Origin of the sequence: Salinimicrobium sediminilitoris (genome assembly GCF_020866905.1) — a bacterium.
Lineage (GTDB): Bacteria > Bacteroidota > Bacteroidia > Flavobacteriales > Flavobacteriaceae > Salinimicrobium > Salinimicrobium sediminilitoris.
In genome coordinates, this window is sequence record NZ_JAIVCC010000017.1 from 257,646 (window position 1) to 283,753 (window position 26,108).

Annotated in this window: 22 protein-coding genes; 20 read left to right on the plus strand and 2 right to left on the minus strand. The window is 42.2% G+C overall.

Going from position 1 to position 26,108, the window contains the following annotated elements; all coding sequences use genetic code 11:
- Window positions 1-90 precede the first annotated feature (90 nt).
- From LA313_RS16055 to LA313_RS16065, 3 genes are read left to right on the plus strand one after another with little or no spacing between them, the layout of a single operon-like run.
- On the plus strand, window positions 91-1,107 hold the full coding sequence (locus LA313_RS16055; protein WP_228916819.1) for a DHH family phosphoesterase: 1,017 nt from the start codon (window positions 91-93) through the stop codon (window positions 1,105-1,107).
- Window positions 1,104-1,667, plus strand: a complete 564-nt coding sequence (gene gldI, locus LA313_RS16060) for a gliding motility-associated peptidyl-prolyl isomerase GldI (RefSeq protein WP_228916821.1) — start codon at window positions 1,104-1,106, stop codon at window positions 1,665-1,667. The genes LA313_RS16055 and gldI overlap by 4 nt, the downstream gene beginning before the upstream one ends.
- Window positions 1,668-1,682: 15 nt before the next feature.
- Complete coding sequence (locus LA313_RS16065; RefSeq protein WP_228916823.1) at window positions 1,683-2,804, plus strand: peptidylprolyl isomerase; 1,122 nt, start codon at window positions 1,683-1,685, stop codon at window positions 2,802-2,804.
- Window positions 2,805-2,880: 76 nt separating this feature from the next.
- Here LA313_RS16065 and LA313_RS16070 read toward each other — a convergent pair whose 3' ends face one another.
- Window positions 2,881-4,344: an aminoacyl-histidine dipeptidase gene (locus LA313_RS16070; protein WP_228916825.1), complete on the minus strand. Its 1,464-nt coding sequence runs from the start codon at window positions 4,342-4,344 to the stop codon at window positions 2,881-2,883.
- Window positions 4,345-4,678: 334 nt separating this feature from the next.
- On the opposite strand from LA313_RS16070, the gene LA313_RS16075 reads away from it, so the two are divergent.
- From LA313_RS16075 to LA313_RS16085, 3 genes are all read left to right on the plus strand, one after another.
- On the plus strand, window positions 4,679-5,749 hold the full coding sequence (locus LA313_RS16075) for a DUF3810 domain-containing protein (RefSeq protein WP_228916827.1): 1,071 nt from the start codon (window positions 4,679-4,681) through the stop codon (window positions 5,747-5,749).
- Window positions 5,750-5,814: 65 nt separating this feature from the next.
- Window positions 5,815-8,772 (plus strand): amidohydrolase family protein, encoded by a 2,958-nt coding sequence (locus tag LA313_RS16080; RefSeq protein ID WP_228916829.1) that lies wholly within the window; start codon window positions 5,815-5,817, stop codon window positions 8,770-8,772.
- Window positions 8,773-8,782: 10 nt separating this feature from the next.
- Window positions 8,783-10,096, plus strand: a complete 1,314-nt coding sequence (locus LA313_RS16085; RefSeq protein WP_228916831.1) for an amidohydrolase family protein — start codon at window positions 8,783-8,785, stop codon at window positions 10,094-10,096.
- 161 nt (window positions 10,097-10,257) lie between these two features.
- Here the strand turns inward: LA313_RS16085 and LA313_RS16090 are convergent, their stop codons facing one another.
- Window positions 10,258-10,701 carry a hypothetical protein gene (locus LA313_RS16090; RefSeq protein ID WP_228916833.1) on the minus strand — a complete coding sequence of 148 codons (444 nt, stop codon included), beginning with the start codon at window positions 10,699-10,701 and terminating at the stop codon, window positions 10,258-10,260.
- A 108-nt stretch (window positions 10,702-10,809) separates the two neighbouring features.
- On the opposite strand from LA313_RS16090, the gene LA313_RS16095 reads away from it, so the two are divergent.
- From LA313_RS16095 to LA313_RS16160, 14 genes are all read left to right on the plus strand, one after another.
- Window positions 10,810-11,610 carry a TrmH family RNA methyltransferase gene (locus tag LA313_RS16095; RefSeq protein ID WP_228916835.1) on the plus strand — a complete coding sequence of 267 codons (801 nt, stop codon included), beginning with the start codon at window positions 10,810-10,812 and terminating at the stop codon, window positions 11,608-11,610.
- A gap of 216 nt (window positions 11,611-11,826) precedes the next feature.
- Window positions 11,827-13,059, plus strand: coding sequence for a M48 family metallopeptidase (locus LA313_RS16100; protein WP_228916837.1), 1,233 nt, complete (start codon window positions 11,827-11,829; stop codon window positions 13,057-13,059).
- Window positions 13,060-13,102: 43 nt separating this feature from the next.
- Window positions 13,103-15,304 carry a RelA/SpoT family protein gene (locus LA313_RS16105; protein ID WP_228916937.1) on the plus strand — a complete coding sequence of 734 codons (2,202 nt, stop codon included), beginning with the start codon at window positions 13,103-13,105 and terminating at the stop codon, window positions 15,302-15,304.
- A 23-nt stretch (window positions 15,305-15,327) separates the two neighbouring features.
- A complete protein-coding gene (locus LA313_RS16110; protein ID WP_228916839.1) occupies window positions 15,328-15,783 on the plus strand; it encodes a Fur family transcriptional regulator in 456 nt (151 codons plus the stop codon).
- Between the two features lie 10 nt (window positions 15,784-15,793).
- Entirely contained in the window at window positions 15,794-17,065 is a 1,272-nt protein-coding gene (locus LA313_RS16115; RefSeq protein ID WP_228916841.1) for an adenylosuccinate synthase, read from the plus strand.
- A gap of 496 nt (window positions 17,066-17,561) precedes the next feature.
- Window positions 17,562-18,176, plus strand: coding sequence for a hypothetical protein (locus LA313_RS16120; protein WP_228916843.1), 615 nt, complete (start codon window positions 17,562-17,564; stop codon window positions 18,174-18,176).
- Window positions 18,173-18,472 carry a winged helix-turn-helix domain-containing protein gene (locus LA313_RS16125; RefSeq protein ID WP_228916845.1) on the plus strand — a complete coding sequence of 100 codons (300 nt, stop codon included), beginning with the start codon at window positions 18,173-18,175 and terminating at the stop codon, window positions 18,470-18,472. Before LA313_RS16120 ends, LA313_RS16125 begins: the two co-directional genes overlap by 4 nt.
- A 115-nt stretch (window positions 18,473-18,587) precedes the next feature.
- Window positions 18,588-18,872: a hypothetical protein gene (locus LA313_RS16130; protein ID WP_228916847.1), complete on the plus strand. Its 285-nt coding sequence runs from the start codon at window positions 18,588-18,590 to the stop codon at window positions 18,870-18,872.
- 28 nt (window positions 18,873-18,900) lie between these two features.
- Window positions 18,901-19,170: a hypothetical protein gene (locus LA313_RS16135; RefSeq protein ID WP_228916850.1), complete on the plus strand. Its 270-nt coding sequence runs from the start codon at window positions 18,901-18,903 to the stop codon at window positions 19,168-19,170.
- 89 nt (window positions 19,171-19,259) lie between these two features.
- The gene (locus LA313_RS16140) at window positions 19,260-20,048 is read left to right on the plus strand and encodes an oxygenase MpaB family protein (RefSeq protein WP_228916852.1); all 789 of its coding nucleotides are present in this window, start codon (window positions 19,260-19,262) and stop codon (window positions 20,046-20,048) included.
- Window positions 20,049-20,450: 402 nt separating this feature from the next.
- Window positions 20,451-22,295, plus strand: coding sequence for a PLP-dependent transferase (locus tag LA313_RS16145; protein WP_228916855.1), 1,845 nt, complete (start codon window positions 20,451-20,453; stop codon window positions 22,293-22,295).
- A 126-nt stretch (window positions 22,296-22,421) separates the two neighbouring features.
- Window positions 22,422-22,931, plus strand: coding sequence for a signal peptidase II (lspA, locus tag LA313_RS16150; protein WP_228916857.1), 510 nt, complete (start codon window positions 22,422-22,424; stop codon window positions 22,929-22,931).
- A gap of 141 nt (window positions 22,932-23,072) precedes the next feature.
- Window positions 23,073-24,908 (plus strand): OstA-like protein, encoded by a 1,836-nt coding sequence (locus LA313_RS16155; RefSeq protein ID WP_228916859.1) that lies wholly within the window; start codon window positions 23,073-23,075, stop codon window positions 24,906-24,908.
- Between the two features lie 4 nt (window positions 24,909-24,912).
- Window positions 24,913-26,094: an aspartate aminotransferase family protein gene (locus tag LA313_RS16160; RefSeq protein WP_228916862.1), complete on the plus strand. Its 1,182-nt coding sequence runs from the start codon at window positions 24,913-24,915 to the stop codon at window positions 26,092-26,094.
- Window positions 26,095-26,108: the final 14 nt, after the last annotated feature.

A 26,108-nucleotide genomic window follows, 5' to 3' on the forward strand; every position in this document is an offset into this window, starting at 1 on the left:
GGCTTTTATTGAATAAAGCTCTTAAAACTGTCATTTTTGGAATCCGTTCAAACTTTTCGAATCTTCAAATATTCGGTATCTTCGCCCTCTATGACAAATAAAGATATTTCACGGGTAAAGGAGTTGCTAGAGGGGAACAAAAAGATAGTTATTGTCCCTCACAAAGGACCCGATGGTGATGCTATGGGCTCTACCCTGGCACTTAAGATCCTGCTTGAGCACCTGGACCACCATGTTCAACTTATAGCACCTAATGATTATCCAAATTTTCTGAAATGGATGCCTTACCAGGATGAGGTCCTAATCTATGACAGGGATCCAAAAAAATGTGATGATTATATTGCTGAAGCAGATGTTATCTTCACCCTTGATTTCAACCACCTTTCACGGGCAGGTGAAATGTATAAGCCACTAAAGGAAGCAAAGGCTTCTTTTATCATGATAGATCATCACCAGCAACCCGATGATTATGCCGAGGTTACTTATAGCGATGTAAGCATGTGCTCCACCTGCCAAATGGTGTACCACTTTATTGAGAATATAGGTTTAGACGAAAAGATCACTCCACAGATCGCCACCTGTCTCTACACCGGGATCATGACCGATACCGGCTCTTTTAGATATCGATCCACTACCAGCCTCACCCACCGCGTGATCGCCGATCTTATTGAAAAAGGTGCAGACAATACTTCCATTCATGAGAATATTTTTGACACAAGTTCTTACGGCCAATTGCAGTTACTGGGTTGTGCCCTACAAAACCTCAAAGTAGTTGAAGGTTTGAGAACCGCATATATTACCCTGTCACAGGAGGAACTAGACAGACATAACTTCAAAAAAGGAGATACCGAAGGCTTTGTAAACTACGGACTTTCTTTGGAAGGGATCGTCTTTGCTGCCATCTTTATAGAAAATGAAGCCGAAAAGATCGTCAAGATATCTTTTCGTTCAAAAGGTACGTTTTCAGTCAATGATTTTGCCAGGCGTTACTTCGATGGCGGCGGTCATATCAATGCCGCGGGAGGGAAAAGCGATCTCTCTCTGCAAGAGACAGTTGATAAATTTATTAGTATCTTGCCCAACTACAAAACGAACCTGGCACTATGAAAGTGAAATTTTTAATGCTGTTGGCAGGCCTGCTGCTATTTTCCTGTAAATCGCCTGAAGCCAGAAGGCCGGTAATCCAAAAATCGGGTTCCTATATAAATGAAGCTGTAGAACGCAATCGCAAGATCGTAGCCCAAGAGGAATCCCGTATTCAAAAGATCATTGAGAAAGATTCCACAAGGGAATATTTATCCTCACCTAACGGTTTCTGGTACTACTACAACACAAAAGATACTACCTCAACCAGGACTCCCCAGTTTGGTGAGGTGGTAGAATTCGACTACAACCTTAAGACCCTTGACGGCCAGAATATCTATAGTGATGAAGAGATCATTCCCCGTACTTATACCATTGACAAAGAACAGCTTTTTAGCGGACTGAGACAGGGGCTTAAACTCATGAAAGAAGGAGAAACAGTTACCTTCCTCTTCCCTTCTCACAAAGCCTTTGGGTATTACGGCGACAAGAACAGAATAGGAAAAGATGTGCCGGTGATCTCCACCGTGACCCTTATCGATATTTCAGAAGAACCTGAAACCAATCAGATTAATAACAACTAAATCAATAATCCAGAAATGAAAAAAATCAGTTTTTTGCTTTTTTGCAGTGCCCTTTTTGCCTTTACTTCCTGCAATGAAGAATACCCCGAACTTGAAGACGGTATGTACGCCGAATTTAAAACTAACAAAGGACCTTTTGTAGCAGAACTATATTATGAAGCAACGCCAATGACCGTTGCCAGTTTTGTTTCCCTTGCCGAAGGGGAAAGCACCATGGCCGATGAGCAGTACCGTGATAAGCCTTTTTATGACGGGCTTGTTTTTCACCGCGTTATTGGTGATTTCATGATCCAGGGAGGTGATCCTGAGGGAACCGGAACAGGTGGACCCGGGTACAAATTTCCAAACGAGATCGTAGATACTTTAACTCATAATTCCGCAGGAATACTTTCCATGGCTAACTCTGGACCCAACTCGAACGGAAGCCAGTTTTTTATCACCCTTAAAGAAACTCCCTGGTTAAATGGTCTTCACACCGTTTTTGGTGAGGTAGTAAAAGGTCAGGATGTAATTGATGCCATTGGGAAACTCGAAACAGGACCTAACGATCGTCCTTTGGAAGATGTGGTAATGCAGGAAGTGAAGATCATTCGCAAAGGAAAAGGCGCTAAAAACTTCAATGCTTCAGAAGTTCTTTCTGAAGAACTACAGGTATTCCAGGCTGAAGCCGAGGCCAAGAACAAGGAAATGGAAGAAAAACGTGCTGCTAACCTTCAGCATTATGAAGAGATAAAAGCTGAAGCAAAAGAGCTGGAAAGTGGTCTTAAGTATACCATTCTTGAAGAAGGAGAAGGTCCTCAACCACAACAGGGGGACACTGTTCGCGTAAACTATAAAGGCTATTTAAGCTCCGGTGATCTTTTTGACACCAATATCGCTGAAGTAGCCGAAGAAGCGGGAACGCTTAATGAAAGAAGGCAGCAAATGGGAGGTTATGCTCCTATGCCTATGCTATACAGCAAAGATGCACCTATGATTCCCGGGTTTAAAGAAGGAGTTCAGCAAATGCAGGTAGGAGACAAAGCAGTTTTATTCATTCCTTCTCATTTAGGATATGGAGACCGCGGTTCTCCGCCGGTAATCCCACCATCTGCCGACTTAATTTTTGAAGTTGAGCTGGTAGATATTAAGGAATAAGTAATAAAATTTCCACCAAAAAAACCTCCCAAAAATGATATTTTTGGGAGGTTTTTTCCTTTAGAGCTTCCGGTATTTATTTCTTCTCCGGAATATTTTTTAAAACTTCCAGCACATATTTCCAGTACTTCTGTGCAGAAGAAATGCTTGCTCTTTCATCGGGAGAGTGAGCTCCACGAATCGTTGGTCCAAAGGAGATCATATCCATTTCGGGATAATTTTTTCCGAGGATCCCACATTCAAGTCCGGCGTGACAGGCGGCAATATCGGGCTCATCGGTGTTCATCTTTCTGTAAAGATCATCCAGTACCTTCAAAATGGGAGAGTCCATATTTGGTGCCCATCCCGGATAAGTGCCTGAAAGTTCTACTTCAAAACCGGCAAGTTCAAAGCCTGCACGTAAGCTGTTGGCAAGATCTATTTTTGAAGATTCCACAGAAGAACGCGTCAAACAAAGCACCTCTATTTTGCCATTTTTGACAGTAACACGGGCTACATTATTAGATGTTTCCACCAGACCTTCAATATCGGGGCTCATCCTGTACACTCCATTATGTGCAGCATAAACAGATTTTAGCAATAACTCCTGAACTCCAAGTTCCATCACTTTCTGAGGCGCTTCAATTTCAGAAACTTCTATATGCAGTTTTGGCTCGAGCGACTTATATTCCTGCTGAATTTCCTGAATAAGTTTTCCAATTTCAGAAGTAAAATCTTCCTTTTGAATTTTATCTACCACCACTACAGCCTTACTCTCCCGCGGAATGGCATTTCGAAGTCCGCCGCCGTTGATCTCTGCCAGCCTCATTCCAAATTTTTCATAGCCTCCGAAGAGGATTCGGTTCATCAACTTATTGGCGTTTCCAAGACCTTTAATAATATCCATACCGGAATGTCCACCCTGAAGGCCTTTCACCACTACGCTGTAGGCAATAGTGTCCTTAGGAACAGGCTCTTCCTTATAATTGCGAGAGGCAGTAATATCAACTCCCCCGGCACAGCCAATACCTATTTCATTATCTTCTTCGGTATCAAGATTAAGCAGGATGTCACCTTTAAGAATACCGGGTTTTAAACCCATAGCGCCTGTCATTCCTGTTTCCTCATCTATAGTAAAAAGAGCTTCAAGGGCAGGGTGTGCGATCTTGTCACTTTCAAGGATGGCCATCATTGTTGCCACCCCCAGGCCGTTATCGGCACCAAGGGTTGTCCCACGCGCACGTACCCAGTCACCGTCCACATACATTTCAATTCCCTGATTCTCAAAATCGAAATTGGAATCGCTGTTCTTTTGATGCACCATGTCCAGATGAGACTGCAGCACTACCGCCTGTTTATTCTCCATTCCCGGAGTAGCGGGTTTTCTAATAATAACATTTCCAACCTCATCAACTTCAGTTTCCAGACCGAGGTCATTCCCGAATTTTTTCATGAACTCGATCACGCGTTCTTCCTTTTTTGAAGGCCTGGGAACAGCGTTGAGATCGGCAAATTTATTCCAGAGTGGCTTTGGCTCCAAAGCTCTTATTTCTTCATTCATTTTATTGGTTTTTAAGTTTGAGAACAAAGATAGGAAGAAATGAGAGTTTACTTTGTTTTGCTACAAATCCACGAATGCACTTTTGCGTGGGCAGAGAGAAAGTATGGATTATTTTTGCCACGATTTAACAAAAGATCTTTCCCTTTAAAAAAAATCAATCTTCTAATAAGACATTTATTCCGGGAATAAAATGGTTGTATTTTAACTCAAAATCCGCTCTGCGAAATCAGCGGGAAAGCAAGTAATTCATGAATTCGTGGCATCTTATCATCCTAATCTCACTACTCCATTCTCACTACTCTCTACTATCACCTAAAAAACCTATTTTTGAAAGGTGAAGAAAAGAGCAGCAATAATCCTCGCATTGTTTTTACCTGTCCAGATCATTCTAATAGAGATCCTGGGCAACTATCCTCTTTTTGTGGAGAATTGGTATAGTAACTGGGTTTATCCTATTACCTCTGCCCTGCTTCGAAGAGCCCTCGGGTTTCTTCCTTTTTCGCTGGGAGATTTCCTTTATACCTTACTCGTGATCATGCTAATAAGGTGGATAGTTCTACGCATCAGGCAAAGATTTAAGGAGCCTAAGCGCTGGATCCTTAACTCTCTGGCTATGCTTTCCCTTATTTACTTTTGCTTTAATCTCTTCTGGGGTTTTAACTATTACCGGCTACCACTACACACTGCGCTGGAGATCGACAATGATTATAATACAGAAGAACTTGTAGAACTTACCAGGGATCTAATAGCTACCTCCAACGAACTACATTTCTCTATTACCGGCAATGATTCTGTAAAGGTGGATATCCCTTACTCAAAGGGGGAGATTCTCAAGCTATCGGTTGAAGGATATAGCAATATAGAGGATGATTTTCCAGAACTCGATTACAATATCCCCAGCCTTAAACGCTCTCTTTACAGCATCCCGCTCACATATATGGGCTTTAATGGTTATCTTAATCCGCTTACGAACGAGGGACAGGTGAATACGCGAATAGTTCCTTATAAGATTCCTACTACTGCCAGTCATGAAATAGGTCACCAGCTGGGTTTTGCCAAGGAAAATGAAGCTAATTTCCTCGCCTGTCTCACTACTATGAACCACCCCGATAAATATTTCAACTATTCGGGTTACACCTTTGCCCTGAGTTACTGCCTTAGCGAACTTTACCGACGGGATCCTGAACTTGCTGAACAACTTGCGCAAACATTGAATTTCGGGATCAAGGAGAATTACCGGGAAGTTCAGGAATTCTGGGAAAGGCATAAAAATCCTTTTGAACCCATTTTCATGTTCACCTATAACTCCTTTTTAGTGGCTAATAATCAGCCCGAAGGCATGCGCAGTTACAGCTATGTGGTGGCGCTTTTGGTGAATTACCACAAAAGCAGGGGGAAATTATAATTAGTTTGTTATTCTCATTTTTTTGCTAACTTACCTGCTCAAAATACCAATCCTATAACAATTTTATGAGAATTAAACTTTTATTCTGCCTGCTGCTTAGTGCCGTAACGGGGCTGCAGGCACAGGAGTATTTTCCAAAAAATGATGCCGTAAAGGCACAGGAAAACACCAACTTCACCGTCCTTAAAAATGCCAACATTTATGTAGATCCTTCCACTGTTGTTCAAAATGGGATGCTAGCCATTAGAAACGGAAAGATCACAGCAGTTGGAAAAAACATTAAAATTCCTGAAAATTCTGTAGTCATTGATCTTAAAGGAAAAACAGTTTACCCTTCCTTTATTGACCTTTACTCAAGTTTTGGGATCGAAAAACCAAAGAGCAATGGTGGTAGCCCCTACAGCGGGAATCCGCAGTACGATGCCGACAGGGAAGGTTATTACTGGAATGACCACATTAGGCCCGAAACTTCGGCTTTGGAAAGCTTTGAATACAATAAAGAAGAAGCCGAAAAGCTTAGAAAATTAGGCTTCGGAGTGGTGAATACTCATATGCCCGATGGAATTGTTCGCGGTACGGGAATGCTGGTCGCTTTAAATTCCGAAGGAACTGAAGGAGACAGGATCCTGGATCAGGAATCTGCTCAATATTTTTCCTTTGAAAAAAGTGCTAAATCCAAACAGGTTTATCCCTCTTCCAAAATGGGGGCCATGGCTTTGCTAAGGCAAACTTACCTCGATGCCGACTGGTATGCGAAAGGCAATGCAGATAATAAAGACCTTGCCCTCGAAGCTTTTAACGGGAATAAAAATCTGTTACAGATCTTTAAGACAGATAACCTGCTTGATGAATTACGTGCCGATAAAGTAGGTGACGAAGTGGGGGTGCAATATGTTATCGTGGGAAGCGGAAAAGAATTTGAGCGCCTGGATGCGATAAAAGCAACCAATGCCTCGTATATAGTGCCGGTAAACTTCCCCGAACCTTTCGACATGGAAGATCCTTACCTGGCAAACTACGCCACTCTTGGGGATATGAAAGAATGGAACCAAGCCCCTGCCAATCTCAAAATGCTCTCTGAAAAACAGGTTCCTTACTCCATTACTTCTCATGATGCCGAAAAGAACTTCAGGGAAAATCTTATAAAGGCAGTAGCTTATGGTTTGGATAAAAAAGACGCGCTTGCAGCACTAACCACGGTTCCTGCAAAATTGATTGGCCACGAAAATAAACTGGGTACACTGAAAGAAGGTGCCTGGGCCAATTTGATCATTACCTCCGGAGATTACTTCGACAAGGAAACTACGATTTATGAAAACTGGGTACAGGGAAAAAGGGGAGTCATTGAAGATATTGACCTGGTAAACCTCAACGGCACATACGATGTCAAGGTTGGAAGCAGTAGTTATAAGATAAAGATCACCGGAGAACCTTCAAAGCCTAAGGCCGAAGTAACTACCAACAACAGCAAGGTAGGTTCAAAGATCAATTATAAGAACAACTGGGTGAACATCCTGCTTTCGGCGCCCGACACTACAAAAACTGAATATACCAGGTTAAGCGCCAGAGTTCCTGATAACGCAAAAAACTTCAGCGGAAAAGCCATTTTAGGAGATGGTACAGAAACATCCTTTACCGCCACAAAAACTGCTGAAGCTTCAGAGAAAAAAGACCAGGATCCCGGTGATAATCCTGAAGTACTGCCGGTAACTTTCCCGAATATGGCCTTTGGATTTCAAAACCTTCCGAAGCAACAGGATTTCCTTTTTAAAAATGCCACTGTGTGGACCAACGAAGCGCAGGGGATCATGGAGAACACCGATGTGCTTGTGAAAAATGGTAAGATTGCCGGGGTGGGTAAAAATCTTAGCGCACGTGGGGCAACTGTGATCGATGCCACAGGAAAACACCTTACTACCGGAATTATTGATGAGCACTCTCACCTTGCTGCATCTGCTGTGAATGAGGCGGGTCACAACTCCTCTGCCGAGGTGCAAATGGAAGATGTTGTAGACCCCGATGATATTGGGATCTACCGCAATCTGGCCGGTGGGGTGACCACTATGCAGCTGTTGCATGGATCGGCCAATCCAATTGGAGGACAATCGGCCATTCTAAAAATGAAATGGGGAGCAACCCCTCAGGAAATGATCATTGACAATTCGCCAAAGTTTATAAAATTCGCTTTGGGTGAAAATGTAAAGCAGGCAAACTGGGACAGCAATTCCCGTTTTCCGCAAACCCGAATGGGTGTGGAACAGGTATTTAAGGATTACTTCACCCGTGCCCATGAATATGAAGCATTAAAGAACAGCGGGAAATCTTATCGCAAAGATATTGAAATGGAGACAATCCTGGAGATCCTTAATGGAGAGCGCTTTGTGACTGCACACTCTTATGTGCAAAGTGAGATCAATATGTTGATGAAGGTAGCTGAAGAATATGGCTTTAATATCAACACCTTTACCCATATCCTTGAAGGTTATAAAGTAGCCGACAAGATGGCCGAACACGGTGTGGGAGGATCTACCTTTTCTGACTGGTGGGCCTACAAATACGAGGTTAAAGATGCCATTCCGCAGAATGCAGCTATTATGCATAACGCCGGAGTAACCGTGGCCATTAATAGTGATGACGCCGAAATGAGCCGCAGATTAAACCAGGAGGCGGCAAAAAGTGTAAAGTACGGAGACATTTCTGAAGAGGAAGCGTGGAAATTTGTAACCCTGAATCCGGCAAAACTACTGCACATCGAGGACAGGGTAGGAAGTATCAAAGAAGGAAAAGATGCCGACCTGGTACTGTGGGATGCCCATCCCCTTTCAGTTTACGCCAAGCCGGAAAAAACCCTCATTGAAGGAGTCGTGTATTTTGATATCGAACGAGATCAACAGCTGCGTAAGGAGGTAGAAAAGCAAAAGAACCTGCTGACAACCCAAATGCTGAAAGCCAAAAACAATGGCTTAAAGACTCAGCCGGTGAAAGATTCAAAAAAAGAAGAAATGCACTGTGACACCCTTTAAAATTAGAAGCATGAAAAACATAACAAAATATATCCTGCCGGTCCTGCTCTTTATTGCAGGTTCGGTGACAGCACAACAAACTCCGGCGCCAGAACAGGACAGGGCAATAAGCATTGTAGGTGCCACTGCCCACATTGGAAATGGAGAAGTAATAGAAAATAGTGTCATTATCTTCCAGAATGGAAAACTTACCACGGTGACCGACGTTAATTCTACCAACCGGCAGTACCCGGGAATGGTGATCGATGCCAAAAGCAAACATGTTTATCCCGGCTTTATTGCTCCAAATTCCACTCTTGGTCTAGTAGAGATCGATGCAGTAGTACAGTCCGATGATGAAGATGAACTTGGAGAGCTCCTGCCACATGTTCGCAGTCTGATTGCATATAATGCCGAGAGCCAGGTCGTGGAAAGTATGCGACCAAACGGAGTACTTGTGGGCCAGATTACCCCGCGTGGCGGCAGGATCTCGGGCACCTCTTCCATCGTACAATTTGATGCGTGGAACTGGGAAGATGCCGTATTAAAAGAAGATGACGGCCTTCACATCAACTGGCCAAACAGCGTACGCAGAGGCCGCTGGTGGTTGGGTGAAGATCCGGGTATAAAACCTAATGATGATTATTCAAAAGACCTGCAGGAGCTAACTTCTTTCTTCCAAAATGCCAAAGCATATCTGGCAGGACCACAGGAAAAAGCTAACCTCCCATTCCAGGCAATGAAAGATGTCTTTAACGGAAAGAAAAGAGTATACATTCATGCAAATTCCGAGAAGGAGATCATAGACATGCTGGCTTTTGTTAAATCACAGGATCTGGAAAAGGTGGTGCTGGTTGGAGGATACGATGCTTTCAAGATCGCCGATCAAATTAAAACAGCAAATATTCCGGTTTTGGTAGGTCGGGTACATGAGACCCCTCAACTCGAGGATCAGGATTATGATCTGCCATACAAGCTGGCATATTTGCTTAATGAGGAAGGAATCCTTGTGGGGCTTGAAACCAGTGGTGGTATGGAAAGAATGAACAGCCGTAATTTACCATTTTACGCAGGTACCGTTACCGGCTACGGCGTCAATAAAGAAGAAGCTTTAAAGATGATCACTTCCAATACCGCGAAGATCCTTGGGATTGATAATAGCCTTGGAACTCTGGAAGCAGGCAAGGATGCTACCCTTTTTATAAGTGACGGCGACGCGCTTGATATGCGTACCAACAAGATCTCGAAAGCTTTTATTCAGGGCCGTGAAATAAGCCTGGAAAGTCACCAGACCGAACTGGCAAAAAGATACACCGATAAATACGGACAGCAGGAAAAGAAATAGTTCCTGAAAATGCCATTTTTAAGAGGAGAGGTTGTCAAATTCCTGATTCCCGTCAACCTAAACTTGTTTCAGGTTCTAATTAGCCACTAATGCAGGTTAATTAGATTCTGAAATAAATTCAGAATGACGCGATGTCAAATTCCTTTTGACAACCTCTGTTTTTATACCTTAAATTCTTCCGAATTGAGCACTACCTGTGTAGAAGGCAGGACCGGTTTGTCATCATCTTCGGCGGTAATAAAAATACGAATAGGCTCGTAGGCGGTACTGGTTTGTAATTCCCCATTATTCTTACGGTTAATGTTGAGATTGCCAATATTTATGGTACCGTGCTTTTTGGTTACCATCCAGACCACATAATGCCGTCGCGAAGGAGTAAGCCTGTCCGGACTTGCAAGGTTACTCACCTCCAGGTCGATTTCATAATTTTTGTTGTCATCCTTTTCCACCTTAACAACAGCTTCGGCTGCCGGTACTATTTCCGAAACCGGAAATGTCACTTTCTTGCTACAGGCGCTAATCAAAATAGCGGCAAAAATAAAACTCAGGATCCTAAAGGCATCTTTTAAGGGAAGAGGCTTCTTTTTGGTGTCTTTTTTTTCCATTTCTCTGTTTTCCAGTTAATTTACCTCTTTTTTTTCAATTTGGGAAATCATGAAGGTTCCCGGTCACCACAATACCCACTCAATCTCTAAGTTTTCTATCTTTGTACCATGCATAAATTTATAAGCAGTCTTCAAAATCAAGTGGTAAAAAGGATCCTCCAGTTGCAGGAGAAAGCCCGTGCCAGGAAAAAAGAGAATGCCTTTGTGGTGGAAGGTGTTCGGGAAATTGATCTGGCCCTAAAAGGAGGCTTTAAGATGCTCGAGCTTTACTACAATTCTGATCTCTTTCCTGCTGAAAAGGCTAAAAATTTAATTTCTTCTGTTTCAGGAGCTGTGGATGTGACCGATCTTTCTTCGGAAGTATATCAAAAGATCGCTTACCGCGGAAGTACAGAAGGAGTGATCGCGATCTTCGCCACCAAAGAACTTTCCCTCGACCACCTGACTTTCAAGAATAAAAATCCGCTGATCCTCATCGCCGAAGCCCCCGAAAAGCCCGGAAACATCGGCGCTTTATTGCGTACAGCCGATGCTGCGGCTGTGGATGCCGTTCTCATTGCCAATCCACACACCGATATGTTCAACCCAAACATCATTCGCAGCAGTGTGGGCTGTGTCTTCACCAATAAAATCGCTACCGGAAGCACTTCAGAAATCATATCATTTTTAAAGGAGCGTGAAATTGCCATTTTTGGAGCTGCATTACAGGCTTCTGTTCCTTACCACATGATAGATTTTACCGGCGGCAGTGCAATCGTTGTTGGCACTGAAGCCACGGGATTGAGTGATGAATGGCTACAAAACACCACCCAGAATATTCTTATTCCCATGGAGGGAGAGATCGATTCCATGAATTTATCGGTTGCTGCAGGGATCTTGATCTTTGAGGCGAAAAGGCAGCGGCGCTGAAGCGCCATTCCGGGTTCAAAATTTAAAATTCAAGATTTTTTTGTTGCGGGTTGCGGGTTGCGGGTTGCGGGTTGCGGGTTGCGGGTTGCGAAAAAAATAATTTGTGGATTCGCGGCAAATTTTTCTGATCACTGAGCAGTGACCACTGAACACTTTATCTTCTTGTCTCTCCAAAACAGATTCTGCTTATCTTAGCCTCTTAGAAAATATTAGAAATTGACTGCAGATACTCTTTTTTTCATCATAGTTAGTATAATCCTCATCGATTTTTTTATCGATAAGGTCCTTGATGCCTTAAATGCAAAGCATTATAATGATCCTGTACCCGATTTGCTGCAGGATGTTTTTGATGAAGAGGAGTATGAAAAGTCGCAGCGATACAAGAAGGCAAACTACAAATTCGGGATCGTTTCTTCCACATTTTCTCTTGTTGTACTGCTACTGTTCCTGTTCCTGGATGGTTTTGATCTTGTGGACAGTATTGGAAGATCTGTTTCAGATAATGCTATTGTCATTGCTCTTATTTTCTTCGGCATCATCATGATTGGGAGCGACCTGCTGTCCCTCCCCTTCTCGTGGTATCATACCTTTGTGATAGAAGAGCGTTTTGGTTTTAATAAAACCAAGCCCAAAACATTCTTTTTAGACAAACTAAAAGGCTGGGGAATGATGATCATTCTCGGCGGCGGTATCCTCGCTCTGATCGTATGGTTCTATCAATTCGCGGGAGACGACTTCTGGTGGTATGCATGGATCCTGGTGGCAGTTTTCAGCATCTTTCTAAACATGTTTTATGCAAGGCTTATAGTTCCGTTGTTCAATAAACAGACTCCCCTTCCTGAAGGTTCTCTTCGGGATAAAATCGAAGCTTATGCACAAAAAGAAGGATTTACTTTGGAGAAGATCTTTGTGATCGACGGTTCTAAGAGAAGTACAAAGGCAAATGCTTATTTTTCAGGCTTCGGGAATGAGAAGAGGGTGACCCTGTATGATACTCTAATAAATGATCTTGAAGAAGAGGAGATAGTCGCAGTGCTGGCTCATGAAGTGGGACATTATAAGAAAAACCACATTATCATCAACCTCATTATTAGTATACTTACCACCGGACTAACCCTGTGGATCCTTTCCCTTTTTGTTGGAAACCCGCTACTTTCAGCAGCACTTGGTGTGGAAAAACCCGGTTTTCATATTGGACTTGTTGCGTTTGGGATCCTGTACAGCCCAATTTCGGAAATTACAGGGATCATCATGAACTACCTCTCCCGAAAGTTTGAATATCAGGCCGATAATTTCGCAAAGCGTACGTATAAGGCACAACCTTTGATTACAGGTTTAAAGAAGCTGTCAAAAAACAGCCTGAGCAATCTTACCCCGCACCCCGCGTACGTCTTTGTACATTATTCTCATCCACCGCTGTACAAACGTTTCAGGAATTTGCTGGGCTAATTAAATTGCCTGTTTTCAATCTTAATTGTACTTTTAATTCATGATGACGGAAGCCGCTATAGAAAAAGAAAACAAGGAGATTGCCCAGCAGTACAAGAAACTGCTGCGCATTAGCTACCAAACCCTTTCCGAAGAAGACAAAAAGTTAATTCGGCAGGCATTTGATGTGGCGGTAGATGCTCATAAAGACCAGCGAAGAAAATCGGGGGAAGCTTATATTTTTCATCCTATTGCTGTGGCCAAGATCGTAGCTTCAGAAATTGGGTTAGATGCAACCTCTATTGCTGCTGCCCTGCTTCACGATGTGGTTGAAGACACTGCTTATTCTCTGGAAGACATCAGGAAAACCTTTGGAGATACGGTTGCCAGAATTGTGGACGGTCTCACCAAGATCTCTCACCTTGAACATGACAAAGATGTTTCCCTGCAGGCAGAAAATTTCAGAAAGATGCTGCTTACCCTAAACGATGACGTACGGGTAATTATCATCAAGATCGCCGACCGCCTGCACAATATGCAGACGATGGATTCCATGCGCACAGACAAGCAGGAGAAAATAGCTTCAGAAACCCTCTATATCTACGCTCCCCTCGCCCACCGGATTGGCCTGTACAACATCAAAACCGAACTTGAGGACCTGGGCCTTAAATATACAGAACCGGAAGTGTACAACGAAATCCTGCAAAAAATACGAGAGAGTAAAGAACAGCAGGATAAATATATTGATGAATTTACACAGGTGATCAAGGATTCCCTGGATAAAGAAAACATGAAGTACACCATCAAGGGACGGCCTAAATCCATTTTCTCCATCAGGCGGAAAATGAAGAATCAAAATGTCACTTTTGATGAGGTCTACGATAAATTTGCCGTGAGGATCATCTATGGTAGTGATCCTGCCAATGAAAAGTTCCTGGCCTGGAAGATCTATTCTATAGTTACAGACCATTTTCGACCTAATCCAACGCGTCTTCGGGACTGGATATCCTCTCCAAAATCTACCGGATATGAAGCCCTGCACATAACCGTAATGGGACCAAAAGGCCGATGGGTAGAGGTGCAAATTAGAAGTGAACGCATGAATGAGATCGCCGAGAAAGGTTATGCGGCCCATTATAAATATAAACAGGGAAACGGGGAAGATGGACTGGAGGAATGGGTGAACAAACTTCAGGAGGCACTGGAAAATTCAGAAGTCAATGCTGTAGATTTTGTAGAACAATTTAAACTTAACCTCTATTCAAAGGAGATTTTCGTTTTTACGCCACAGGGGGAATTAAAATCTCTTCCGAAGGGAGCCACTCCATTGGATTTTGCTTTCAGTATTCACACAGAAGTTGGATTACGTACCCGGGGAGCACGAGTTAATGGGAAATTGGTTCCACTTAGTACTACGCTTAACAGCGGGGACCAGGTGGAGATAATAACTTCAGAAAAAGCCAAACCCAATTCCAACTGGCTGGATTATGCAACCACGGCACGAGCCCGCGCCAAGATCAAATCTTCCCTTAAAGAGGAAAAGAAAGATATTGCCGAAGAAGGGAAAGCTATTCTCACAAGAAAACTGCGGGCACAGAAGATACCTTTCAATGAGAAAACGGTTAACGAGCTGGTCATATTTTTTAAATTAAAGACAAGCCTGGATCTTTTTTACAGGGTTGGAGCCGGTATTATTGATAACCAAAAATTAAAGGATTATGCCGCTTCCAGAAGTAATGCCCTGGTTAGTTTCTTTAAAAGTAAAATTAGGCGTACTCCCACAATTGAGGATATCGATAAAGATGAGATCACGGCCAAATACGATCAACTGGTTTTTGGACGCGAAGAAGAAGTACTGGATTACAAATTGGCCAATTGCTGTAATCCTATCCCCGGTGATAGTGTCTTTGGTTTTATTACCGTAAGCGAGGGAATAAAGGTCCATAAAAAGGACTGTCCCAATGCCATACAACTACAGAGCAATTTCGCCTACAGGATCATACAGGCAAAGTGGAAAGATTCTACCCAGGAAGAATTTAAAGTTGTGATAAAACTAACGGGGATAGACAACATTGGACTGGTGAACGATGTGACCCGGGAGATCTCCAATAATATGAATGTCAACATTAAAAACATTAATTTTGACAGTAGGGACGGGATATTTACCGGCAGGATAACCGTGGTCGTTAAGAACAACAATATCCTAAAAAAATTAATGGAGCACCTTAAAAAAATAAACGGTATAGATAAGGTCTCACGTGAATAATCTTATACCTTTGCACCCATAATATGAGCAAGAAATCTATTAGTAAAAACGACCAGGCAGTTGTAAAAAATGTTTTTACAAAATACCTGGAGGAGAAAGGACATCGCAAAACTCCCGAGCGTTTTGCCATTCTGCAGGAGATCTATAACAGTGATGAACATTTTGACATAGAATCTCTGTACATCAAAATGAAAAATAAAAAGTACAGGGTAAGCCGGGCGACGCTGTACAATACCATTGAACTTCTTCTGGAATGCGGCCTTGTGAGAAAACACCAGTTTGGAAACAATCAGGCGCAGTACGAAAAATCATATTTTGACCGTAATCACGATCATATTATCTTAACCGACACCGGGGAGGTAATAGAATTTTGCGATCCACGTATTCAGTCGATCAAGCAAACAATCGAGGAGGTCTTTGATATCGAAATAAGCACACATTCTTTATATTTTTACGGAAACAAAAAAACAACCGAATAACCTGAATTTTATGGCAGTAGACTTACTTCTTGGATTACAATGGGGAGATGAAGGAAAAGGAAAAATAGTAGATGTATTTACCAAACAATATGACATCATCGCCCGCTTCCAGGGAGGCCCAAACGCAGGACACACTTTAGAGTTTGATGGCCAAAAACACGTGCTTCACACAATTCCCTCGGGCATCTTTCATGAAAATGCAATTAACTTGGTTGGGAACGGCGTGGTAATAGACCCAGTGATCTTCAAGAGGGAACTTGACAACTTAACCAAATCGGGAGTTGATTACACGAAAAAACTTATCATTTCCAGGAAAGCACATTTGATCCTGCCTACGCATCGTTTGCTTGATGCAGCCAGTGAAGCTTCAAAAGGAAAAGCAAAAATTGGTTCCACGCTTAAAGGAATTGGTCCTACTTATATGGATAAGACCGGCAGGAATGGAATTCGAGTGGGAGACCTTGAGCTAAGCGACTGGAAGGAAAAATACCGCAACCTTGCCGATAAGCATGAGGCCATGATAAGCTTCTACAATGTTGATGTACAGTACGACCTTGGGGAACTGGAATCTGAATTCTTTAAGGCAATCGAAACGCTTAAATCCCTGCAGTTTATAGACAGCGAGGAATATTTATACCAGGCCCAGAAAAACGGAAAATCAATTCTTGCTGAAGGCGCCCAGGGATCTTTACTTGATATCGACTTTGGGACTTATCCCTTTGTCACTTCGTCCAATACCACCGCAGCAGGAGCCTGCACCGGTTTGGGTGTAGCTCCCGGACAGATCAAGGAAGTCTTTGGAATATTTAAAGCTTACACGACCCGTGTAGGCAGCGGCCCCTTCCCTACCGAACTTTTTGATGAAGACGGTGAAACTATGGGACGTGTGGGAAAAGAATTTGGCGCAACAACCGGAAGAGCCCGCCGCTGCGGATGGCTTGACATGGTGGCCTTAAAATATGCAGTACAGGTAAGCGGGGTTACTCAACTCATCATGATGAAAGCCGATGTTTTGAGCGGTTTTGATACCTTAAAAATATGTACCGCCTATAATTATAGAGGAGAAGAGATCACACACCTGCCCTACAATTTAGAGCATGAAAATGTAACTCCTATTTATACACATTTTAAAGGTTGGGAAAAAGATCTTACTCAGCTTTCATCGCCAGATGAATTACCACAAGAGCTTAAAGAGTACATATCATTTATTGAAAAAGAACTTGAGATCCCGATAAAGATCGTGTCTGTAGGTCCCGACAGGCTTCAGACCATCGAACTTTAAGAAGTTTCAAAAAGAGCATTTTAGAAAGGTGTTGCGAAAGCAACACCTTTTTTTGTTATTAGAGAGAAAACCTTCTTCATCTCTAATTGAGACATTTGGCTATCAAACATCATTCTGAATTTATTTCAAAATCTTAGATTGATCTTTCCACCTCCGATTAGAACCTGAAGCAAGTTCAGATTAATGAATGGTTTGTAATTATGGTTATCTTTCCTGAAGAGAGTAGCTACCTCATCAATAGAAAAGGGATAAACTTAAATTATATAGGTTTTACAAAACGATCCAGTGCCATTTTCTGTTTTACCCCTGCCCAAAAGGAGCCGGAAAATGAATTGAAAACATGAAATTCAAATTAGCTTCTGGAAAATTAACGTCAAGATCTTCTGATCGAGTAGAAAAAAGTTTTGCATCATGGACATTATTTTTTACTGCACCAAAAAAATTTCTTGCACATAAAAATTAAATAATTAACTTTGAATTGCAAAGTACTTTTTAAATGAAAAGAAAAGAAGAAGACTATATGCAGGATCTTCGGGAGATACGTTCCATTATGGAACGCTCCACAAAGTTCCTTTCCCTTAGCGGAATATCGGGAGTTCTGGCAGGGCTATATGCTTTGGCCGGTGCTTACTTAGCATTTGAGATCTTTAATGATCAGGAGGAGCTGGTACATGGAATTCCCGTCGGAGAGCAGGTTTGGGATCTCCTATTTATAGGATTTACAGTACTGGTACTTGCCATAGGTACCGCTGTACTTTTCTCGGTTAGAAAGGCTAAAAAGCGGGAAGAAAAAGTGTGGAATTCGGCGGCCAGGAGAATGCTGGTGAACATGGCAGTTCCTTTAGTGGCAGGAGGCATATTGGTACTTGTGCTTTTGTTTAAAGGTTTATTACTATTAATGGCTCCAATGACGCTCATATTTTACGGTTTGGCCCTTTACAACGCAAGTAAATTCACCTTTAGTGATGTGAAATATTTTGGTTTTGTACAAGTAGTACTGGGATTACTCGCGGTTAGCTTCACGCAATACAGCCTCCTGTTTTGGGCGTTTGGTTTCGGCGTGATGCATATTATTTATGGGATCTATGTGAACTATAAGTACGAAAGGTGAAAATATCTATAGATGGTTTGCATAAGGCATTTGAGAGTAGGATTAGGCTCGGCATTATGTCGGCCCTGGCTGTAAATGATACGCTGGATTTCTCCTCGCTAAAAGATTATCTCAACGTGACCGACGGGAACCTGGCAAGTCACCTGAAAGCGCTGGAAAAAGAGGGATTTTTGACGGTTCAGAAATCATTTATTGACAGAAAACCGAATACTAAATATTCTATGACAAAAGATGGAAGAAAAGCTTTCGAAGAACATCTTACAGCACTGGAAAATTTAATTAAAACCCAGAAATAAAATTTTTTGCACCTGTACTTTGTAATTCAAAGTACTTTATTAAAGTTCATAACGACAAAGACTGACCCACGAATAATTTATCAAACTAATATTAATTAACTAAACACCTATGATCATGAAAAACAAAAGACTCACGGGAATTATGCTCACCGCAACCGCTATTCTAATCCTGCCTTTAATCGCAATGCAGTTTACTCAAGAAGTGGACTGGGACCTGCGGGATTTTATAATTATGGGTATTTTGCTGTACGGCACCAGCCTTTGCATTGAGCTGGTGATGAGAAAGGTAAAAAGTACTGAAAAACGACTGCTTTATTGTGGAGCAATCTTGGGGGCACTCTTCCTCGTTTGGGCAGAACTGGCTGTAGGAATCTTTGGTACTCCCTTCGCCGGCAGTTAATTTGTTTAACTTCTGAAAAAAAATTATTATGAAAATATTATTAAACCTGACTATAGTGTTAAGTTGGTTCCTGGGGTTGGTCATTTTCACCTTCGGAATCCTGAATCTCGTACTAGTACATCCTGTACCCGGAACGGTCTACATCCTCCTTTCCCTGCTCTTCTTTCCTCCCGTTGAAGGATTTTTTAAGCGGAAGTTGGGGTTTTCAATTCCTTTTCCCGCATTGCTGGTGCTGGCGCTTGTGATCTTCTGGTTTACTCTTGGAATAAGTGATCTGGCGGAAATGTACGGTTTGTAATTTGAGACAGGTGATGCCTGAATGGCAAAAGCACAAAGAGCAATGGCGGGATTCTTGCATAATCCTCCTTAAATGAAAAGTTTAAGCTAATGGAATATTTTGTTGATGAAGATTCGATAGTGCGTAAGATATGGGGAAAGAGTGATACCATTCTTTTCATTTTTGCCGGTGCCTCTGCCGAATTTGCTCTCAACAAGGCCGTGGACTGGCTCTACTTTACCGGAAGACTCCCTGCCGATCCTCTGGGGAGGTTGTTCTCCACCGTATCTTATGCGAGGCAGATCGTTTTCCTGCCAAAAAAGGATGCGCTGGCGGCGATTAGCAGGATCAATACTGTACATGCTAATGTGGAGAACAAGCGCAGAAGCCAAATCCCCCAATGGGCTTACCGCGATGTGCTGTATATGCTCATTGGGTATTCCATTCGTGCCTATGAACTGCTGGAACACAAACTTACGGAAGCCGAAAAAGAGGAAGTGTTTAATGTTTTTTACCGTGTTGGCCTGGAAATGGGAATCAAGGATCTTCCGTCAAACTACAGGGACTGGCTGCCCGACCGGAAAGAACATTTGTATAGCGACCTCGAAAAAGGCAAATACAGCGTAGATCTTTACAGGCAATATCGCAAGCACCTCGGTCCAGTGCGTTACTGGTTTCTCTTGCAGGTTCAGGAGCTAGTTTGTCCTGCGCGGGTAAAGGAGTTGCTCGAACTAAAATCCAATGCGGTCATCCCACCGGCTTTGACAGCCTACAAAGCGAGCCGAAATTTTAAAATGGATTACTTCATAAAATCCCTGCTCCTTCCGTCAGATTACAAAGAAGAGATCATGGAACTGGACAGGTTTGGAGAAAAAAAAGGTAGACCCGCCGAAGTGTAAATTCTGTTCTGAAGAGGACTCCAAAAAAGGCATTTTTGGAACACCTTATTTTTGCTGCAATAGACGCGCAGCAGCTTTGAAACTATTCTTAAAAACCTATGTTAAGCAGGTGAAGTTTCAGAAATAATTGTGAAACCTGAAATAAAACCACCTCTTATCACCGAAAATCAAATGAATCTGAAGATAAACCTAAGGAATTCTCTCCCCCAGCCAGGAAAAAAGGTTATCAGAAAATAAACTCAGCTTCAAATAGCTCTGTAATTTTATTACCTACCAAGATCCTGCCTTTTTCGTGGCTTCGGAATTAATTCTGAATACCCGGAATAACCCAATAATACAGTTGTAAAATTTAAAAAATAAACCTAATTCCTTTATCTTGCCGGCCTGTCCAAAATTAAAGCTATGAAAGAGAATAAAGTGCTGAATTATATTGAAGAAGTCTTAGAAAATATGCCTGCTGACTGGTTGAGGCTAACTACCCATCGACTGGATATTTATGATGAAAAGCTGGCAAAAACTCAATTTTTAGACCGGTTTGAGAACCTGTTTGAAGCCAATAATTCTGAAACATCAGCACTAAGTGAGTTACCAACCGCCTTTGATTATATTCGGTTAGGTCACCCCTTATCCTCTATTCTTGAATGGTCAATTGCAGGATTAAATGGTCTAAAGCCGGAAAATGTCATTAGTTTCTCATCAAGGACGGTTCCCGTTCTGGCGGTCCTTAGAAAGAACCTGTTGGAAAACAAGAATACACAAATATGTTATACGGGAAAATTACCCGAATTTTTTGATCCTGAAGCCCTAAAGCGTGTTTACGGTTATAATTTTGAATTAAAGCAAGTTGAGAACCTGGAAGAAATATCGGGATATGACGGAAGTACTATTTTCTTCTCCCCGCAGGATGAAATAGGTAAAATTGAGCTTAATTCACATATCGACTTTTTTATTAGTGTGCACTCTCACCTGGGAAGCATTTTACTGGTAAATGGCGACCAAAATGAGAGCTATATTTCAGAAATTCAGCATGTAAGGAGAAGAGAAACTATTGCAATGACCCCTGCCGATTCATTTTCTGCCTTGCAGCAGTTAGTAGGAAAATCTACTGCTAACCGGCAGGAAAATACTATTGAGGCAAATAAGGTTAAGGTTATAGAGTCAATTAAAAAGATCACCGGCACCAACACAAAGGCTTTACTTGCTTCTAGTGGATTATCTATCCAGTATGCTATCATGATGGGCCTTATTGATGATGCACTAGAAAAGCATAAAGGCAAAGACATCAAATTTATTGTTCCCCCAAATTGTTACGGTGGAACGAACGACCAGGCGAGACGGGTTGCTGCATGTATTGATAATGTTGAAGTAGTGGACCTGCCTGTTGATGGTGACAATGATATGGTTCAAAGTATTGACACTGTATTGGACAGGATCGCTAAAGAAAATGCTGTCCCTTATATCATCGCTGAAATCCCAACTAATCCAAGGGTCGAAGTTCCTGATCTACAAAAATTAAAAGAGGTTTTAAGTAAAGTCCGTAAAAGTGCATCAGGCGAAGTTGCCATCGATCCGGTTTTTATTTTAGATCAAACTTTTTGTCCTAATGTACAGTTCCTGGCTAAGGACGGAATACTCTCCGACATAAGAACCATTTCATATGTTAGTGGATCAAAATTTCCAAGTGGAGGAAAATGTACTGCCGGTTATTGTGTAGCCAATGATAAGGCCGAAGCTTTATTGGAGAAGATTGAAAAGCATTTGATACTTTGTGATAACGAGGCTACAGGTCTTCAGGTTCAATTATTAGCAGAGCAACTGCCTTCAATGAATCAAAGGATTAAAGATGCTTATAAAAATACCCGTGAATTTGTAAACTTCATTAAGAAGACCTTACCAACGGCGAAGATCAATTTTGTTTCGGAAGAATTGGCTCAGGCAGGATTTACTCCCTCTGTATTTTCATTGGATCTTCCAACAAAAGGAGAAACAGATGAAGAAAGAGAAGCTTATAAAAGGAAATTGAATCAAAAATTGATCGATATGATGATCAGCGAAATCCCGAATGAGAGCAAGTATTGTGTGAGCTATGGACAGTTAAAAGGATGTTACTGGACTATCCCTGCGACATCTACCCAGGGAACGACTAAAGAAGACGATAAAGATTATATCGCCAGGGTATCATTGTCTCCCAATTTGGATCTTGAACATCATAAAAAAGTCTTTAAAGATTTTGTTGAACAAATTTGATTAAGGACGAGGAAATTACGGAAGTAATTTAGATGCTAAAATTCAAAAAGACTCAGACCTTAAGCGAGATATTGTTTAGGTTACGAGGGGAGATAAATAAAAATTGACAAGCTCAATATAAACCAGATGCATACAAGACGATTAACAACGATCTTAGTCGGGCTAATCCTAATTATTTCCAATATTAGCTGTGATCAAATCACAAAAAAAGAAGTTCGGGGAAATATAAATCCTCACGAAAGAATTGAAGTAGTTAAGGATAATTTCATTTTAACAAAAGTTGAAAATACAGGGGCTGCATTAAGCTTCGGATCAAATTTTCATCCTACTGTCAAGCTATTCATTTTTCAGCTAATGCCAGTTCTCGTGTTGATTTACTTATGTTACTATTTGTACAAAAGTGAAAATATCTCAAAGCTTAATTTCGTTGCATTCACATTTTTCATTGGAGGAGGAATAGGGAATATTATTGATCGTGTCCTGTATAATTCGGTAACAGATTTTATGTTTCTAAAATTAGGACCTCTTCATACCGGTGTTTTTAATATGGCAGATGTCTCGGTTACAATTGCGGCCTTTCTGTTAATAATTGGTTCTTTTAAAAAGGAAGATAAAAAGGAACGCCTCAGCTTATAAGCGCCCGAACTTAGTGCTGTAAACTTTCTTTTCAGGAAAAATTTACTGCTATAGAAGAAGCTGATAATCCCATCCTTAAAAGATTTCCCGCTGCCGCCAATTTCCTTCAGAATTCACTACTTTTGAAGCAAATTTCTTTTGGTGAAGTACGTCCAGATCTTATGCCTTTTCGCAGTCCTTTTTACATGGGGACCAAATAGTTATGCCCAGGAGGGTAAGAAGATTAGGTACGAGAGTGAGCGCACCTTAAAAAATGAGGAAAAATATCCAGGGGCTTTTATCCTTAGCAAAGTGAACGAGCAGGTGCATTTCATCCACCAGGGAATCGAGGTCTGGGCAGACCAGGCGATTCATTATGCCGAAGAGAACTTCTTTAAAGCCTACGGAAATGTACGTATGGAGCAGGGGGATACCATCACCATGACCAGCCAGTATGCAGAATACAATGGAAATACACGTTTTGCATTTGCCAGCGGAAATGTTTTCATGCGCAACCCGCAAACGAGCCTGGAAACAGATACGCTTTTCTTTGATCGGGAAAAACAACAGGCTTATTACCGCAGTGGAGGAACTATCCGGGATACGGCCAGTGTTCTAAAAAGCCGTATTGGACGCTATTATCTTGAAGATGAAAAATACACCTTCGCATCTGAAGTTGTGATCACCAATCCCGATTATGTGCTCACTTCAAACCACCTCGACTTTTATTCTGAAACCGGAGGTGCTTATTTCTATGGCCCCACTACCATCAAGAGTGACCAGTCCACAATTTATGCTGAAAGAGGTTACTATGACACCCGCGGGGACACAGGCTATTTTGTAAAGAATTCCAGAATCGACTATGAAAACCGCATTTTAGAGGGGGATAGCCTTTACTTTAACCGAAACACAAATTTTGCTTCGGCTACCAATAATATCAAAGTTACAGACACCATAAATGAAAGTGTGATTCGCGGCCATTATGCCGAAGTTTTTCGGGAGAAAGATTCGGTATTCATAACCAAACGCGCAGTAGCCGTAAGCGCACAGGAACAGGATTCGATCTACATCCACGCCGATACGTTGATGGTCACGGGAAAAGCGGAAGACAGGCTGATACGGGGATTTTATGATGTTCGTATGTTCAAAAGCAACATGAGCGGCAAGAGTGATTCCATTCATGTGCGGGAAAGAACGGGGCTTACACAAATGCTCGGGCGGCCGGTGATCTGGTCAGAGAACAACCAGCTCACAGGAGACACCATTCATTTGCTCACCAATGTAGAGACCGAAGAAATGGACTCTCTAAAGGTTTTCGACAATGCTTTTATGATTCAAAAGGACAGCATTAGTGGTTACAATCAACTAAAGGGATTACAGATGTACGGCAAATTCAACGACAACAGTTTGCAGCAGGTAGACCTGGTTAAGAATACCGAGACGCTTTATTACATGAGGAATGATCCCGGTGAATTGATTGGGATCAATAAAACCCTTTCCAGCTCGATTTCAGTATTTCTTGAAGAGCAAAAGGTGACAGATGTATTTTATTACAACCAAATCGACGGCATACTCTTCCCCGAAAGTGAACTGCCAGAAAATGACCGCACCCTCAAAGGCTTTAATTGGCGAGGTGAAGAACGCCCTCTTTCTGTAGAGGATCTCTTCGCTGACGATCCCGATCATGAGCCGGTGAAAATTGAAGGAATTCCGCTACCCGAAGAAGAAGAGAACTTTTTCGACAACGAACCCGGAAATGGGCCGCTTCTCAACGAGAAAAGTCGTTTAAAGGAAACAGATCTTCAGGAAAGACCTTCTGACACAATTTCTGGTGCCACCGAAAAAGCTGCTCAACCAGAACCACTTTTAAGGCAGGAGGAAATCGACAGTCTTCCCGTTCAGGATAGTGTGCAACCGGCGCCAGGCCAAATGCCGCGCCCGACAAAACAGCAGGATACCATCTCCCCTGCCGCGGGTACACTTCCTAAAAAAGAATAAAGATTTGAAACAGGATTTTTTGAAATATCAGGCGCAAACATCGCCTTATCCGCTGGCGCTGGAGGTTTCGCATGCTTCCAGTTCATACATCTATGATTCCGCCGGAAAAAGTTATCTGGACTTTGTGGCAGGGGTTTCGGCCTGTACCCTTGGTCACTGCCATCCCAGGGTGGTAAATGCAATAAAGCAGCAGGCAGAAAAATACCTTCACGTAATGGTGTATGGCGAATATGCACAAGGCCCGGCAGTAGACCTTTGCAAATTGCTGGCCTCTCACCTGCCTGCGCCGCTGGAAAAAACATACCTGACAAATTCGGGTACCGAAGCTATTGAAGGCGCCTTAAAACTGGCGCGCCGCTATACGGGAAGAACTGGAATTATTGCGGCAAAAAGCGCCTATCATGGAAATACGATGGGATCTTTAAGCCTAATGACTTTCGAGGAACGGCAAAAACCATTTCGCCCACTTATTGGAGACGTTTCGTGGATAGAATTTAATCGCGAGGAAGACCTGAAAAATATCACTGAACATACTGCGGGAGTTATCCTGGAAAGTATTCAGGGTGGGGCGGGATTTATTCAGCCGCAAAATGATTACCTCAAAAAAGTAAAGGCCAGATGTGAAGAAGTAGGCGCTCTGCTTATTCTTGATGAAATTCAGCCGGGGTTTGGCCGCACCGGAAAACTCTTTGGGTTCGAGAATTTTGATATGGTGCCCGATATTGTTGTGATGGGAAAAGGCATGGGTGGCGGAATGCCAATTGGAGCCTTTACCTCCTCTTCAGCAATAATGGATACGCTGAGTGATAATCCCAAAATGGGCCATATAACGACTTTTGGAGGGAATCCGGTGATAGCGGCAGCAGCATTGGCGACGCTTCAGGAATTGACAGAAAGTATTCTTATTGAACAAACCCTTCAAAAAGAGCAATTATTCAGGAAATTATTGGTGCACCCGTTAATTTCGGAAGTTCGCGGGCGCGGATTAATGTTGGCACCAATCTTGACTTCAGAAGAAAAAGTGAACGAATTGGTGATTCGGGCTCAGAATAAAGGCCTAATTTTGTTCTGGTTACTTTTCGAAGGAAAGGCCGTAAGGATCACTCCACCGCTAACAATCTCAATGGATGAGATAAAAAAAGGTTGCGGCATAATTATTGAAACATTAGACTCTTTATTGCAGTAAACCTGTGGTGTTAA

Coding starts and splice junctions, on each gene's coding strand:
- LA313_RS16055 (WP_228916819.1), top strand. CDS start 91: ATGACAAATAAAGATATTTCACGGGTAAAGGAGTTGCTAGAGGGGAAC.
- gldI (WP_228916821.1), top strand. CDS start 1,104: ATGAAAGTGAAATTTTTAATGCTGTTGGCAGGCCTGCTGCTATTTTCC.
- LA313_RS16065 (WP_228916823.1), top strand. CDS start 1,683: ATGAAAAAAATCAGTTTTTTGCTTTTTTGCAGTGCCCTTTTTGCCTTT.
- LA313_RS16070 (WP_228916825.1), bottom strand. CDS start 4,344: ATGAATGAAGAAATAAGAGCTTTGGAGCCAAAGCCACTCTGGAATAAA.
- LA313_RS16080 (WP_228916829.1), top strand. CDS start 5,815: ATGAGAATTAAACTTTTATTCTGCCTGCTGCTTAGTGCCGTAACGGGG.
- LA313_RS16085 (WP_228916831.1), top strand. CDS start 8,783: ATGAAAAACATAACAAAATATATCCTGCCGGTCCTGCTCTTTATTGCA.
- LA313_RS16090 (WP_228916833.1), bottom strand. CDS start 10,701: ATGGAAAAAAAAGACACCAAAAAGAAGCCTCTTCCCTTAAAAGATGCC.
- LA313_RS16095 (WP_228916835.1), top strand. CDS start 10,810: ATGCATAAATTTATAAGCAGTCTTCAAAATCAAGTGGTAAAAAGGATC.
- LA313_RS16105 (WP_228916937.1), top strand. CDS start 13,103: ATGACGGAAGCCGCTATAGAAAAAGAAAACAAGGAGATTGCCCAGCAG.
- LA313_RS16110 (WP_228916839.1), top strand. CDS start 15,328: ATGAGCAAGAAATCTATTAGTAAAAACGACCAGGCAGTTGTAAAAAAT.
- LA313_RS16115 (WP_228916841.1), top strand. CDS start 15,794: ATGGCAGTAGACTTACTTCTTGGATTACAATGGGGAGATGAAGGAAAA.
- LA313_RS16120 (WP_228916843.1), top strand. CDS start 17,562: ATGAAAAGAAAAGAAGAAGACTATATGCAGGATCTTCGGGAGATACGT.
- LA313_RS16130 (WP_228916847.1), top strand. CDS start 18,588: ATGAAAAACAAAAGACTCACGGGAATTATGCTCACCGCAACCGCTATT.
- LA313_RS16135 (WP_228916850.1), top strand. CDS start 18,901: ATGAAAATATTATTAAACCTGACTATAGTGTTAAGTTGGTTCCTGGGG.
- LA313_RS16140 (WP_228916852.1), top strand. CDS start 19,260: ATGGAATATTTTGTTGATGAAGATTCGATAGTGCGTAAGATATGGGGA.
- LA313_RS16145 (WP_228916855.1), top strand. CDS start 20,451: ATGAAAGAGAATAAAGTGCTGAATTATATTGAAGAAGTCTTAGAAAAT.
- lspA (WP_228916857.1), top strand. CDS start 22,422: ATGCATACAAGACGATTAACAACGATCTTAGTCGGGCTAATCCTAATT.